The organism is Mesorhizobium sp. WSM4847 (assembly GCF_055811335.1).
In genome coordinates this window covers 188,321-201,012 of the sequence record NZ_JBVVPY010000005.1, presented here as the reverse complement: position 1 = coordinate 201,012, position 12,692 = coordinate 188,321, and the positions used below count along the sequence as shown (strand labels likewise).

14 protein-coding genes are annotated in these 12,692 nt (G+C 63.0%); 8 read left to right on the top strand and 6 right to left on the bottom strand.

Features of this window, described 5'->3' with window-relative positions; all coding sequences use genetic code 11:
* The first annotated feature begins 58 nt into the window (after positions 1 to 58).
* Complete coding sequence (locus AC0L28_RS09150; RefSeq protein ID WP_473476899.1) at positions 59 to 565, top strand: hypothetical protein; 507 nt, start codon at positions 59 to 61, stop codon at positions 563 to 565.
* Between the two features lie 96 nt (positions 566 to 661).
* On the opposite strand, the gene AC0L28_RS09145 is transcribed toward AC0L28_RS09150, so the two are convergent.
* The gene (locus tag AC0L28_RS09145) at positions 662 to 1,990 is read right to left on the bottom strand and encodes a DNA polymerase IV (RefSeq protein ID WP_473476896.1); all 1,329 of its coding nucleotides are present in this window, start codon (positions 1,988 to 1,990) and stop codon (positions 662 to 664) included.
* 68 nt (positions 1,991 to 2,058) lie between these two features.
* Here AC0L28_RS09145 and AC0L28_RS09140 point away from each other — a divergent pair, with 68 nt between their 5' ends.
* The 3 genes from AC0L28_RS09140 (at position 2,059) to AC0L28_RS09130 (ending at position 4,546) form a co-directional block, all read left to right on the top strand.
* The gene (locus AC0L28_RS09140; RefSeq protein ID WP_473476893.1) at positions 2,059 to 2,634 is read left to right on the top strand and encodes a GNAT family N-acetyltransferase; all 576 of its coding nucleotides are present in this window, start codon (positions 2,059 to 2,061) and stop codon (positions 2,632 to 2,634) included.
* A gap of 123 nt (positions 2,635 to 2,757) precedes the next feature.
* Entirely contained in the window at positions 2,758 to 3,480 is a 723-nt protein-coding gene (locus AC0L28_RS09135) for a DUF6065 family protein (RefSeq protein ID WP_419693477.1), read from the top strand.
* 571 nt (positions 3,481 to 4,051) lie between these two features.
* Entirely contained in the window at positions 4,052 to 4,546 is a 495-nt protein-coding gene (locus AC0L28_RS09130; protein WP_473476889.1) for a hypothetical protein, read from the top strand.
* Here the strand turns inward: AC0L28_RS09130 and AC0L28_RS09125 are convergent.
* Positions 4,528 to 5,319 carry an anti-sigma factor family protein gene (locus AC0L28_RS09125; RefSeq protein ID WP_473476886.1) on the bottom strand — a complete coding sequence of 264 codons (792 nt, stop codon included), beginning with the start codon at positions 5,317 to 5,319 and terminating at the stop codon, positions 4,528 to 4,530. The two genes, AC0L28_RS09130 and AC0L28_RS09125, sit on opposite strands and share 19 nt — an antisense overlap.
* Complete coding sequence (locus AC0L28_RS09120) at positions 5,316 to 5,858, bottom strand: RNA polymerase sigma factor (RefSeq protein ID WP_023801080.1); 543 nt, start codon at positions 5,856 to 5,858, stop codon at positions 5,316 to 5,318. Before AC0L28_RS09120 ends, AC0L28_RS09125 begins: the two co-directional genes overlap by 4 nt.
* Before the next feature lie 125 nt (positions 5,859 to 5,983).
* Between AC0L28_RS09120 and AC0L28_RS09115 the strand changes: the two genes are divergently transcribed.
* Together AC0L28_RS09115 and AC0L28_RS09110 are read left to right on the top strand one after the other, a co-directional pair.
* The gene (locus AC0L28_RS09115) at positions 5,984 to 7,408 is read left to right on the top strand and encodes a S8 family serine peptidase (protein ID WP_473476883.1); all 1,425 of its coding nucleotides are present in this window, start codon (positions 5,984 to 5,986) and stop codon (positions 7,406 to 7,408) included.
* Between the two features lie 136 nt (positions 7,409 to 7,544).
* Positions 7,545 to 9,038, top strand: coding sequence for a hypothetical protein (locus tag AC0L28_RS09110; protein WP_473476880.1), 1,494 nt, complete (start codon positions 7,545 to 7,547; stop codon positions 9,036 to 9,038).
* A 24-nt stretch (positions 9,039 to 9,062) separates the two neighbouring features.
* On the opposite strand, the gene AC0L28_RS09105 is transcribed toward AC0L28_RS09110, so the two are convergent.
* Entirely contained in the window at positions 9,063 to 9,362 is a 300-nt protein-coding gene (locus tag AC0L28_RS09105) for a DUF3572 domain-containing protein (RefSeq protein ID WP_128168995.1), read from the bottom strand.
* Positions 9,363 to 9,611: 249 nt separating this feature from the next.
* Between AC0L28_RS09105 and AC0L28_RS09100 the strand changes: the two genes are divergently transcribed.
* Together AC0L28_RS09100 and AC0L28_RS09095 are read left to right on the top strand one after the other, a co-directional pair.
* Positions 9,612 to 9,968, top strand: a complete 357-nt coding sequence (locus tag AC0L28_RS09100) for a response regulator (protein ID WP_287247952.1) — start codon at positions 9,612 to 9,614, stop codon at positions 9,966 to 9,968.
* Positions 9,969 to 10,001: 33 nt separating this feature from the next.
* Positions 10,002 to 11,375, top strand: a complete 1,374-nt coding sequence (locus tag AC0L28_RS09095) for a PleD family two-component system response regulator (RefSeq protein WP_023801084.1) — start codon at positions 10,002 to 10,004, stop codon at positions 11,373 to 11,375.
* A 390-nt stretch (positions 11,376 to 11,765) separates the two neighbouring features.
* On the opposite strand, the gene rpmG is transcribed toward AC0L28_RS09095, so the two are convergent.
* A complete protein-coding gene (rpmG, locus tag AC0L28_RS09090) occupies positions 11,766 to 11,933 on the bottom strand; it encodes a 50S ribosomal protein L33 (RefSeq protein ID WP_006201775.1) in 168 nt (55 codons plus the stop codon).
* A 254-nt stretch (positions 11,934 to 12,187) separates the two neighbouring features.
* Positions 12,188 to 12,643: a YqfO family protein gene (locus AC0L28_RS09085; protein ID WP_473476877.1), complete on the bottom strand. Its 456-nt coding sequence runs from the start codon at positions 12,641 to 12,643 to the stop codon at positions 12,188 to 12,190.
* Positions 12,644 to 12,692: the final 49 nt, after the last annotated feature.

The window sequence follows — 12,692 nt, the reverse complement described above, 5'->3', positions numbered from 1 at the left end:
CGGAACCTGCCGTGACGGCGAGCGTTGGTCCAACAGCCAGTTCAAGGGGAGAGATCCAATGAAATCATGTGCACGATTTGCACTCGCCGGCTGCCTGACGGCTGCCGCCGGCGCGGCTCATGCCGACGAGGCCGATTTTCTTCGCTCGTTCGAGGGGAATTTTGCCGGCAAGGGCACCGTCAAGGTAACCACCGAGGCGCCGACGGTGAACGTCTCCTGCCGCTTCAATTCCGACGCGACATCGAGTTCACTGTCGCTGGACGGCACCTGCCGCGGTCTCGTCGTGGTGACGCGCGCCATCAGTGCCGACCTGAAGTCCAGCGGGACGAAGTACACCGGCACCTATGTCGGATCCCGCACCGGGCCGGCGCAGCTCAGCGGCAAGCGCTCGGGCAATGCGATCAATCTCGGCATCCGCTGGGCGAAGAAGGTCAACGGCGATCGTACCGCGCAAATGACCGTCGAGAAAAACGGCGAGGACGGCATGCGGCTGACCGTTATCGACGTCGACCCAAAAACCGGCGAGCGCGTGACGACCAGCCGGATCGATTTGCGACGCATCTGAAGAGGCCCGCTTTACCCATCTTGCTTGGGCGTGATCCTTCGGAAACTGGATCCGCTTTTCGCTTGCGCGGACCTTAGTTTCGGGGTCATGCTTAAACTAGTCCTCGATCGGCTCGGGCGGGTGGGCATTGCGGCCCTTGCCGAAGGTGTAGCCGGTCTCCACCGCCTTGCGGCCGAACTTGTCGCGCAGCGTGTCGATCGCGCCTTCGGCCATGGCACGCTTGCGCGACTGGATATCGACGAGGTCGGGCGGATCGGCCTTTTCGTCCTTCGAGAGGTCGCTGACGCCGATGCCGAGCAGCCGGTATCTGGTGCCGTCCGCCTCCTTGCGCAGCAGTTCGAGCCCGGTCGAGAAAATGCGGTCGGCCAGCCGTGTCGGGTCGCCGAGCTGCCGGGTGCGCGTGCGGGTCTTGAAATCCTGCGTCTTCAGCTTCAGCACGACGGTGCGCCCGGCAATGCCGGATTTCTTCAGCCGCCCCGAGACTTTTTCCGACAGCGCTCTCAGCACCGAAACCAGTTCCTCGGGGGAGGCGATGTCGGTGTCGAAAGTGGTCTCCGCCGAGACGCTTTTCGCATCCTGGTCGGGGTGCACGCGGCGGTCGTCCTCGCCGCGTGAAAGATGGTAGAGCCGGTCGCCCATCACGCCGTAGCGGCGCATCAGGTCGCCGCGCTCCATGCGCTGCAACTGGCCGATGGTGCGGATGCCGTCGCGCTCAAGCGTGGCGGCGAAGGCTTTTCCCACCCCCCAGATCAGCGTCACCGGCTGCTCGGCCAGAAAGCCGGTCACCTCGGCCTCGCCGATCACCGAATAGCCGCGCGGCTTGCGAAAGTCCGACGCCACCTTGGCCAGGAACTTGCAGTAGGAAAGGCCTGATGAAACGGTGATGCCGATCTCTTTCTCCACACCCAACGCGAAGCGCGCCAGCACCACCGCCGGCGGCAAGCCATGCAGGCGCTCGGTGCCGGCAAGGTCCAGAAACGCTTCGTCGATGGAGATCGGCTCGACCAGCGGCGTCAGCGCCTGCATCATGGCGCGCACCTCGCGGCCGACGCGACCATATTTTTCCATGTCCGGCGGGATGACGACCGCTTCCGGACAGGCTTCGAGCGCCTTGAACATCGGCATCGCCGAGCGCACCCCGTGGACGCGGGCGATGTAGCAAGCGGTGGAGACGACGCCGCGCTTGCCGCCGCCGATGATCAACGGCCGGTCCTTCAGCGCCGGGTTGTCGCGCTTTTCGACCGCCGCATAAAACGCGTCGCAATCGATATGGGCGAGATGCAGCCGATAGAGCTCCGGATGGCGGGCCAGCCGTGGACTGCCGCAGCGCTCACAGCGCCGTGCCTCACCGCGCTGAAAGGTCAGGCAGTCGCGGCAAAAACCGTGATCGGGATTGTTGACAGGAACCGCCATCGCTGCGAACATAAAGAGAACAAAAGCAATGGTACGTCAGGACGGACGCCACGACAAGGCGGTGGGCCGGGAGAGAGTTCGTGAATACGACCATAGCGCCGCTGGTGCCCGAGCTTTGGGCGGATTTTGAAGATCTTTTCGGTAAGCAGGGTGCCTGCTACGGCTGTTGGTGCACACATTTCCGGCTGTCGCCGGCAGCGCGCCGCGCCGGCAACCGGGAACGCAACAAGGACCACATCAAGGCGCGGATCGAGGCCGGGCCGCCACCGGGCGTGCTGGCGTTCGAGGATGGCAAGGCGGTCGGCTGGATGCAGATCGGCCCGCGCGCCGACGTGCCCGAATGGAACAACAAGGGCAGGGGGTCGGCGCCGGTCGATCCCGCCGACGCCACCAATCCGGGCGTCTGGGCGATTTCCTGCTTCTTCATCCGCGTCAAGGCGCGCGGCCGGGGCGTGACGCACCGGCTGGTCGAAGGCGGCATCGAATTTGCTCGCCAGAATGGCGCGCGGCTGGTCGAGGCATGTCCGATCGACCTGTCGAAAGATTCGCGTTCGATCGGGCTGTTCGTCGGCTCGTCGCGGGTCTTCGAGAAAGCCGGCTTCGAGAGGCTGGTCGAGCGCAAGGCAGGCCGGCCGCTGATGCGATTGGTGCTTTAGACAATGCTGCTGTGCGCGCCGCGGCGACCGAACTATCGTCGTCGGCCTGCATATCAGACGCCCACCCGGGAATAAATCCGGCTGCGGCCCGTTCCTCCTCGGATTTTTCCAAGGAGGCCATCGATGTTTCATTTTTCCCAGACTTCTCAGAAGACCTCTCGCTCGATCCGGTTTTCCTGTCGGCCGGAAGATCATGGGGTCATCGCGCCGCCAGTGGCGGCCAAGACGGTCCTGCCGGATTGGTTCCGCAAACTGCCGCCGGTCGATGCGCAGCAAGCCTCGGCCACCAACAATGGCCTGACCGTCAAGCGCTGCATGCCTTTTCTCGACGCGATGACAACCGGCTGGATCCTGCCGCTCGCGGCGACCGTCCGCCTTGAGGTCAAGGATGGCGGCAGCGCCGTCGATGCCGGCTGGGAGTTCGACAGGGTGATGGTCAGCAATCATGGCGCGCATCAGGTCGCCGGCAATCCGAAGGAACCGGCACCGCCATGCAAATTTCACAATTACTGGTCGATCCGTACCCCGCCGGGCTGGAGTTGTCTGTTCCTGCCGCCGCTCAATCGGCCGGCTCAGCCTTTCGAATGCGTCGCCGGCATCGTCGATACCGACACCTACGCAGCCCACATCCATTTTCCGTTCTTTGCGACGGCGCCGGATGGCCTCTACGTCATCGAAAAGGGAACGCCGCTGGTCCAGGTCATACCGTTTCGCCGCGAAGATGCGGCGCTCAAGGCCGAGATCCAGGCGGAGACCGGAGCCGAGGCGACCGAGCGCGAAACGGTCTACCGCAACACGATTGCCAGCGAAGGCTGGTATCGCAAATGGGCCCGCGCGGCCCGCTAGGCTTTTTCTGGAGAACAATGCGAAACAGGGCCGCTAGGTCCCGTTTCCTTGTGGAGCGCGGCCGACTTTTAGTCGAAGCGCACCGCCGCTCAGAATAAAAGCGCTCTGTAGCGATCCTTCGCGCCCCCTCTGTCCTGCCGGACATCTCCCCCACTTGGGGGGAGATTGGCAGCTTCGCGGACAGCGTCCTTTTTGCAAGGTTTGTGATTGGCGAATCAGTGATGAAGGCCAATCTCCCTCCTTGTGAGGGAGATGTCCGGCAGGACAGAGGGGGGGCGCTCTCCCTCGGCGATCAAAGGTTCTGCACCGCAGCGGCGCTCCAAGGTAACGGAATGGATCCCAGGGTCTGCACCGCGTCGCTTCGCTCCTTGCTCCACCTAAGATTACGAACTCGTGGTGGCCCATGCCAATCGCCAGCGAATGCGAAACGGGGGCCGGCCGGCCCCCGTTTGTCTGTGGATTGTTTTAGAGCGGCGGACACAAGTCGAAGCGCGCCGCCGCTCTATCGCCCGGCCCGCGTCAACGCCGCCAGTTGCGCGACCACCCGCGATCCGAACCGTTCGAGTTCGAGTTGGAGGAACTGTTCGACGATGAGTTCGAATTCGAGTTGCTCGAGGAATTGGAGCTGGAGTTCGAAGACGAGTTCGAATTCGAATTGCTCGACGAATTAGAGCTGGAATTCGACGAACCGTTGGACGACGAATTGGAGCTCGAATTTGAAGAGCTGTTGCCAGCGACGATGAAGGAACCGTCGCTTTGGCTGGACATTGCGGCCGGCGGACGCTCGGTTTCCGGCGCCCCCGCGGGAGACTCCTTCGCCTGCGCCGTGGTGCTCGCGAGCGCTGCCATTCCTGCGACCAGTGTCGACTTGAGCTTCCAGTGTCTTGTCATGGTAGTTACTCCTTGTTTCAGACCGGACCGGCAGTTGCGGCCCGGCGGAGTAACGGGCGATCCCCGGCTTTATTCCATTCAGAGAAAGTTGGATTCCATTTCAGAGCAAGCCGGGCCAGAGCAAGCCGGGTCAGAGCGGGCCGGGCCGTCGCAGTTTCACTTCCGGTCCTTTTGACGGATCTCGTCCAGTGCTTTGACTTCCTCCTCGGCTGACATCGGAGCGCCTGCTTCGATCGCCGAAAGATAGGCGTCGAGGGCTTCGGTCGACGAGGCCGGGGCATAGCCTCCGGCGTCGCCGGGCGCCACGACCGCGAAGCTGACGCGCCATTCGTCGCCGGAACGGCAGGCGACCGACATCACCGTGGAGCGGTCCTGCGAGTCGACCTCGAATTCGCGGCACAAATCCTGCGAATCGTTACGGAACGTAGCGATGGCCCGGAACCGGTCGCTGATCCCGGCGAGCTTGATTTCCTTGCCGGACTCGACCGTTTCAAGGGCTTGGGCCAAGCCCGGCCTGATGACGCCGGCAACCCACAAGCCGCCCTGCGTGCGTTCGTTGGTGCCTGCTGCCCAATAGCCGGCGAGCCCGCCGCCAATTGCCGCCGCGAGAGAGGCGGCAATTGGCAGCATCCATCGAGACCTCGAAGCAGGCCCTGCCAAGCGCCTGCTGCCGAAGGGCAATATCGATGCCGTCGCCGCTTTCTCGCCGGCACGCCTGGCCTCGATCATCTGCTCGACGGCCGCGACAAGTTTTTCGGGAACCGGCTCGTCGAGCAGCGGCTTCAGCGCGGCCTGCGCCTGCGCTCTGGTTTCGATGAACACAGCAATCCTGGCAACCAGACGGTCGTCCGATTCCATCGCCTGCTCGATCCTGGCGACCATGTCTGGATCAAGCTCACCGTCGGCGAACCGCATCAGGATTTCGTCCGAAAAAGTCTCTTCGGTCATTTTGCAGCCCCTTTTGTGACCGGAGAACGGGTGGGCGCCGAAGATATTCCAGTCGCCTCCGCCAGATTCCTCCTCGCTCGGGCCAGCCTGCTCATCACCGTCCCGATCGGCACGGCAAGGACTTCCGCGGCCTCCTTGTAGGAAAGCTCTTCGACGCAGACCAGAAGCAGCACGTCGCGCTGGTCGGCGGCGAGCTCGCCTATGGCTTGCGCCACGCTGTTCAGCGCCAGCCGCGCCTCCATCTCGCGCTCACCGGAAACGCCGGCGATGTCATGGCGCTCGTCGATATCGTCCTGCGGGCCGGCGACCTTGCGCTTGCGGATGTCGTCGATCCACAGATTTCTCAGAATCTTGAACATCCACGCGTCGAAGCGCGTCCCTGGCTCGAAACGCTGCTCGTTGGCGAGCGCCCGTTCGCAGGCGCGCTGGACAAGATCGTCCGCGATGTCGCGGGACCGGCACAGCGCAATCGCGAACCGGCGCAGATTCGGCAGAAAAGCGACAAGCTGATCTTGGACGCGGTCGGCTTGTTCCGGCATGTTGCTCCAGGTTCTGGAATAAAGCGGCCCCGCGCCCGTTCCTCGCAAGGCTAGCTTATTGCCGGACAGCTCCGCTAGCCTCGCGACGTTGAAAATCGGCGACGGCCGGAAATGTGAGGGAGACCATGCGCACCACCTCCTGGTTGAGACCAAAAGCCCTGCTGCTTTTCTGGGTCGCCGTCGCATTGCTCGTCGATCCTCAGGCGCCGGGCGGCCAGCTGGCGCTCGGCGAGTTCGGGCCAAGATCGGCGTTGGCCGATGACGACGGTGGCGGTGACGATGGCGGTGGTGATGACGGCGGTCGGTCCGGCGCTTCGCCCGGTGGGTCGCGAACGACGTCCAGCCGATCGACCGGCCCGAACCTGTTTCGCGCGCTGACGGATCGGTTTCTTCCGCGCCCGCCAAGGCGCAGCGGCAGGCGCGCGCAACGGCCAGCCGCCCCTTTGCCGTCTCGGGTACCGGACCAGATCGTGGCGACCGGGCTGAATTCGGCTGAGATCGGTCGGCTTCAGGCAACCGGCTTCACCGTACTGGACCGTGCCGACATTCAGCTTCTTGGATCGGAGCTGATTCGGCTGCGCATTCCACCCAACATGCCGCTGGAGGCTGCGCGCGATCTTGTCATCGATGCCGCTCCGCAGTCGACGGCAGATTTCGTGCATTACTATCGGCCCGGACAGGAAGCTGAATGTGCCGGGCCGCACTGCGCCGCCGCGGGCCTGATCGGCTGGCCGGCCGGTAGCGGACTGCCAGCCGGCTGCGGTGGCAATGTCACGATCGGCCTTATCGACACCGCGATCAATCCTGCGCATGACGCCTTCTCGAAAGGCCGGGTCGAAGTTCTTCGCCTGTCGGACGACGGCGTTCCCGAGTCCGGCCGCCAGCACGGCACCGCCGTCGCGGCCCTGCTTGTCGGCGGCGCCGACAGCCGTACTCCCGGCCTGCTGCCGCACGCCAGGCTCATCGCGGTCGATGCGTTTCATCGGGGCGATCGCCAGGATGACCGCTCGGACGCCTACGATCTGCTTCGCGCGCTCGACCTTCTTTCGGCGCGCGGCGTGCAGGTGACGAATATGAGCCTGTCGGGTCCTGCGAATGCGCTTCTCGAGCAGGTTGTCCGAAGACTCTCCGAACGCGGCATGGTGATCGTCGCCGCCGCCGGCAATGGCGGCCCAAAAGCCGGGCCTGCCTATCCGGCGGCCTATGCTGAAGTGATCGCGGTGACGGCGGTCGACCGCATGAAACGCCCCTACAGGCGCGCCGGCCGCGGCGAGCATATCGACCTGGCCGCTCCCGGCGTCCAAGTGTGGACGGCCGCGTCGGTCAGCGGCGCACGGCCGAAGACCGGCACCTCCTTCGCGGCGCCCTTCGTCACCGCAGCCGCTGCCTTGATGAAATCTGCAAACGGCAACGCCACCGCAGCCGACATTCAAGACGCGCTCGGCAAGTCGGCGGAAGATCTCGGCGCGCCGGGCAAGGACGACGTCTTCGGCTGGGGCCTGCTCAATGCCAGCGCCGCTTGCCTCGTCACGTCGAAGAAGCCGACCTGAAGCTCCACTGTCGATGCCGGAGGATAGCGCGGAGGGCGAAGGCTGGTTAGCCCCAACGAGGGGATTGCACCCCGACGGTTTCCGATTACGGTTGCGGCTGGAGTTTTTACCACAGAAACAGCAACGGAGATTCTGCGTGAATCGTGTTCTGCCGGCCGTCTTTGTCCTCGCGCTCAGCGCGCCTGCCTTCGGCCAGACCGTCGACGGCGAGGGTGCCAAGCAGCTCTCCGAAAATCTGTCCCGCTATTTCGGCAGCAAGGCGATCGACAGCGGCTTCCTGAAGGTTTCGGTGGAAGGCGACGCCTATAAACTCGCCGTCGACTTCAAACCTGTCGTCGACCTGCTGGCGGCGCAGAATTCCTTCAAGTTCGACTTCAGCCCCTACGCATTGCTCGTCAAGCCAGACAGCAACGGGACATGGAGCGTCTCGGCGGACGTGTCGCAAAGCGGGTCCTTCGAGTTCAAGGGGCCAGATGGCCCGCAGAGCATGGAGTTCTCGATTACAGACGGCAAGTTTTCCGGCGTCTACGATCCCGAACTGGCGGCTTTCACCAGCGCCACACAGTCGATTGCCGGGATGACGATGAATTCCCGGGACGCCGTGCAGCGCGCCAAGGTGAGCACCGGCGCCGGTACGGCCACCATGAACGCAAGCAAAGCTGCGAATGGCGGCGTGGATTTTACCGCGACGCAGTCGCTCGCCGATTTCGCCGAAGCGCTCGACTTTGACGATCCCAAGAGCGGGCTGAAATTCCCGCTCACGATCAAATCGCCAAAGCTGTCGGTGAACGCGACCGGCAAAGGCGTGCGGACCAAGCCGCTTCTCGATCTGCTGGCATTTGCCGTCGCCAATGAAGACGAGGCCAGACTGAAGGCCAACCAGGCGCAGCTCAAATCGCTGCTGCTCGCCGCGCTGCCGCTGTGGGAGCGGCTCGACGGAACCTACGGGTTCAAGGATCTCACCGTCGAAAGCCCGGTCGGGCTTTTCGGGGCGACTGAGCTGGACACAGGCTTCGGGACCGACGGCATCGCCCAGAACGGAGCAATCAACTACTCGATCAGGGCCGCGGGACTGAAGATCCCTGACAATCTCGCGCCCGCCTGGAGCACGGCGCTGCTGCCCACCGATGTCAATCTGAGTTTCGGCGGCGCCAATATCGATCTCGACAGCATGGCGAAGAAGGCGATCGAAGCCTTTGATCTGAACAAGAATCCACCGCTGCCGGCCGACTTCGGCGATACCTTGACCGCTGATTTCATGGCCAGGATGCCGAAATTTGTCATCGGCCACAGCACGGTGAAAAACGGCGATATGGAAATCGCGATGGAAGGCGAGATGACCTTCGCCGGCATGAAGCCGGAGGCCAATGTGACCATCGATGTCGCAGGCTATGACAAGATCGTGGAAAGCCTGCAGGCGGCAGCGAAGTCGGAGCCGGAAGCCGCGCAATATGTGCCGGTGGCGCTTGCGATCAAGGGATTCGGCAAGACGCTGCCGGACGGCCGCATCGAATGGGTCGTCAACGGCAAGCCGGACGGTTCGGTCACCGTCAATGGTGTCATGGTGAAACCGGCCGATCCGGTTGCGGATGCTGACGGCGACGACGGCGAAGAAGAAACGACGCCGTAGGCGTTTTCGCGATCCGGTCGTCGCTTATATCGAATGCTCATGATCGTCGTCGCCAAGCGGCAGCGCCCGCAGCGCCCTGCCGACGGAAGCCGGCGGCGTGCCGGTTTCCGCCGCGAACCGCATGAGCGTCGGCTCGTGGGCGAGGATGAACTGCAGCACGCCGGCCAGGAATCCCGGCTCGCCGGCGGCCTGGCGGATCGAATGCGCCTCGATGCCGGTGATCGCCAGGAAGCGGGGCAGAAGTTCCGGATCGGCGGCGACGAAGCCCAATGCCTTCACGGCAATGGTTTCCGCTTCCTCGCGCATTGACCCTGGGTTTGCCATCACTACCTTCTTGTGGGTTGAATGAGTCTGTTTTTGGCAGTAATCGCAAGCGTCGCCTGCGGCAAGCCATCTGTCTCTGCAATGCGGAGTTCGCGGTGAAATCCGAAGCTTTTCCGGCAGCCGGTTTCCGTTTCGTCAATTATCTCGCGGTAGAGTTGAGCAGGGTTTGGTGCGTACCGGCGAGGGCGCATGGCGGCATCCTTCGAGCGGAAGGCAGGCCGGGACGGGAATTTGATGCCTAAGAAGGTCATGATCGTCGAGGACAACGAGCTCAACATGAAGCTCTTTCGCGACCTCATTGAAGCGAGCGGTTACGAGACGGTACGCACGCGCAACGGTCTGGAAGCGCTGGATCTGGCGCGACTGCACAAGCCGGACCTCATTTTGATGGACATCCAGCTGCCCGAAGTGTCGGGGCTGGAAGTGACCAAATGGCTGAAGGAGGACGACGACCTCCATGTTATCCCGGTCATTGCCGTCACCGCATTTGCGATGAAAGGCGATGAGGAGCGTATCCGCCAGGGTGGCTGCGAAGCCTATATTTCCAAGCCGATCTCGGTGCCGCGTTTCATCGAAACCATCAAATCCTACCTGGGCGACGCCTGATGCGCCCTTCCAGCCGAGCCGGAGCTTTATGAGATGACTGCACGGATCCTCGTCGTCGACGACATCCCTGCCAATGTCAGGCTGCTCGAGGTCCGGCTGCTTGCCGAATATTTCGAGGTGCTGACCGCCACCAACGGGCCGGACGCGATCGAGACCTGTGAAAACGGCAAGGTCGATGTCGTATTGCTCGACGTGATGATGCCTGACATGGACGGGTTCGAAGTCTGCCGCCGGCTGAAGAGCGATCCGGCGACGTCGCACATCCCGGTTGTCATGATCACCGCGCTCGACCAGGTTTCGGACCGGGTGCGCGGCCTCGAGGCCGGTGCGGACGATTTTCTGACCAAGCCGGTCAACGATCTGCAATTGATGACCCGCGTCAAAAGCCTGGTCCGGCTGAAGACTTTGACCGATGAGCTGCGCCTGCGCGCCTCGACCACGCGCAATATCGGCATTGAGGAGCTGTTGAGCCGCAACTTCGCGTCCGCGGACACCACGCCGAAGGTTCTGCTGATCGACGAGCGCAAATCCTCCATTGAGCGCGTCCAGAAGATGCTGCGCAGCAGCGCCGACCTCGACATCGCCACCGATCCGCATGCGGGCTTCTTCCAGGCCGCCGAGACGCCCTATGAATGCGTGATGATCTCGACGGGTTTTGCCGATTTCGATCCGCTCAGGCTCTGCTCGCAACTGCGTTCGCTCGATCGCACCCGTTTCGTGCCGATCATCCTTCTGGCGGAGCAGGGTGAGGAGGGACGCATCGTCCGCGGCCTCGAGCTTGGCATCAACGATTATCTGATGCGTCCGATCGACCAGCATGAATTGACCGCGCGGCTGCGCACGCAGGTGCGCCGCAAGCGCTACAACGACCAGTTGCGCGCCAGCGTCACCCAGACCATCGAGATGGCGGTGACCGACCCGCTGACGGGATTGCACAATCGCCGTTACCTCGACAGCCATCTGCAGACACTGTTCGACCGCGCCGTGGCGCGGCGGCGGCCGCTGTCGGTGATGATCACCGATCTCGACCGCTTCAAGACCGTCAACGACACGCATGGCCATGACGGCGGCGACGAGGTGCTGCGCGAATTCGCGCGGCGGCTGCGCAAGAATGTGCGCGGCATCGATCTCGCCTGCCGCTTCGGTGGCGAGGAGTTCGTCGTGGTGATGCCGGACACGGACGGCGCCGTCGCCGAAAAGGTGGCGGAGCGGATTCGCGCCGAAATCGCCCAGATGCCGTTTGCCGTCGGTCAGGACGGCAAGACGATCGAGGTTACCGTCAGCGTCGGCGTGTCGTCGGTGCTGAAGGGTGTCGACTCGGTTGCCGGGCTCATGAAGCGGGCCGACCTCGCGCTCTACGAAGCCAAGAGCGCCGGCCGCAACCGGGTCGTCGCCAAGGCGGCGTAAAAGTCTGATTATCCTGTCAATGTGACAGGGTTAGGAATTTACCTTAACGCAAGCGATTCGCCGGGGCTTGGTTAAGAAATTGTTGATTTTCACAGGCTGTTGCGCAAATGTGCAGGCCAATGACGGGATCGGCGCCGGGGTAGATCGCCGGATCGATCCGAAGAATACCCCATGATTCAGGTCCGCCGCATCTCCTGGGTCCGTGGGGTCGGCCGGCCGGCGCTGGCACATAGTGGCCTCCTCGTACCGCTGCCAAACGCCGGCCGGCCCCCAAACCTCAAAATGACATCAAGTCTCTGCGCCAAGCATTGGAAATGCTGGACTTTTCGAGCGTTGAAAACAAAAAAGCCGCCCACGGGGCGGCGTTTTTGTCTCAAGCAGGAAAGCAGATTACTTGATCTTGGTTTCCTTGAACTCGACGTGCTTCTTGGCGACCGGATCGTATTTGCGGAACGACAGCTTGTCGGTCTTGGTGCGGCTGTTCTTGCTGGTGACGTAGAAGAAACCGGTGTCGGCGGTCGACAGAAGCTTGATCTTGATGTTTGCGGCTTTGGCCATTGTATCAGTCCATTATGTTCGTGGAGTCTTGGCCGCTGGAGCACGGGAAAACACCCGGACGCGGGAACTTGGCGCGACACATAAACAACGCGCCCGGAAAGTCAACCCTGTGAGACACCCTGTGAGCCGGCCTCGTCCTTCTCCCCTTGTGGGAGAAGGTGGATCGGCGCGTAGCGCCGAGACGGAAGAGGGGTGTTGGACGGAGTGCTGTCGGTGCCAAGCCGGAGCACCCCTCATCCGGCCGCGTTCCGATTCTACGCATCTTCTTTAACTGGAGCGGCCTTCTTCCAGTCTCCCGTGGTGTTCCACCAGCGGTTCGGGTTCGAGCGGTCGTCCAATCCCTTGGAGCGGCTGGCGAGGATCGGCTGGATGCGGATCACCGGCTCCTGATAGGTGTGGACCTGGAAGATCGCCTCGACGATGCGGGCGGCCAACGCCTGGTCGTCGGGCAGCTCGAACGACACTTCCACCGTGCCATGCCGTCTGAGCAATTCGGTCTCGGCGCCGGCGGCGGCACCATCGAGCGCCCGGTGGCGCTCGATGCCGTGCGCCGACTGGTAGGCATTGCTGTCGTATTTGCCTGTGGTGAGCGGGGCGATCGCGACCACCGCTTCCATGATACGATCGACATCGGAAGCCGGCGCCTGGAAGGTCACAAGCAGCAGCAATTCCATCCGCAGCGATTTCGTTTCAAACCCGGAGTCGATCATGGCGGCATCCTCAAATTCGTGGCGTGTTGCTGACAATCTACCCAGGTGC

Coding starts and splice junctions, on each gene's coding strand:
- AC0L28_RS09125 (WP_473476886.1), bottom strand. CDS start 5,319: ATGACCGAAGAGACTTTTTCGGACGAAATCCTGATGCGGTTCGCCGAC.
- AC0L28_RS09135 (WP_419693477.1), top strand. CDS start 2,758: ATGTTTCATTTTTCCCAGACTTCTCAGAAGACCTCTCGCTCGATCCGG.
- AC0L28_RS09145 (WP_473476896.1), bottom strand. CDS start 1,990: ATGTTCGCAGCGATGGCGGTTCCTGTCAACAATCCCGATCACGGTTTT.
- AC0L28_RS09115 (WP_473476883.1), top strand. CDS start 5,984: ATGCGCACCACCTCCTGGTTGAGACCAAAAGCCCTGCTGCTTTTCTGG.
- AC0L28_RS09100 (WP_287247952.1), top strand. CDS start 9,612: ATGATCGTCGAGGACAACGAGCTCAACATGAAGCTCTTTCGCGACCTC.
- AC0L28_RS09150 (WP_473476899.1), top strand. CDS start 59: ATGAAATCATGTGCACGATTTGCACTCGCCGGCTGCCTGACGGCTGCC.
- AC0L28_RS09105 (WP_128168995.1), bottom strand. CDS start 9,362: ATGGCAAACCCAGGGTCAATGCGCGAGGAAGCGGAAACCATTGCCGTG.
- AC0L28_RS09085 (WP_473476877.1), bottom strand. CDS start 12,643: ATGATCGACTCCGGGTTTGAAACGAAATCGCTGCGGATGGAATTGCTG.
- AC0L28_RS09120 (WP_023801080.1), bottom strand. CDS start 5,858: ATGCCGGAACAAGCCGACCGCGTCCAAGATCAGCTTGTCGCTTTTCTG.
- AC0L28_RS09095 (WP_023801084.1), top strand. CDS start 10,002: ATGACTGCACGGATCCTCGTCGTCGACGACATCCCTGCCAATGTCAGG.
- rpmG (WP_006201775.1), bottom strand. CDS start 11,933: ATGGCCAAAGCCGCAAACATCAAGATCAAGCTTCTGTCGACCGCCGAC.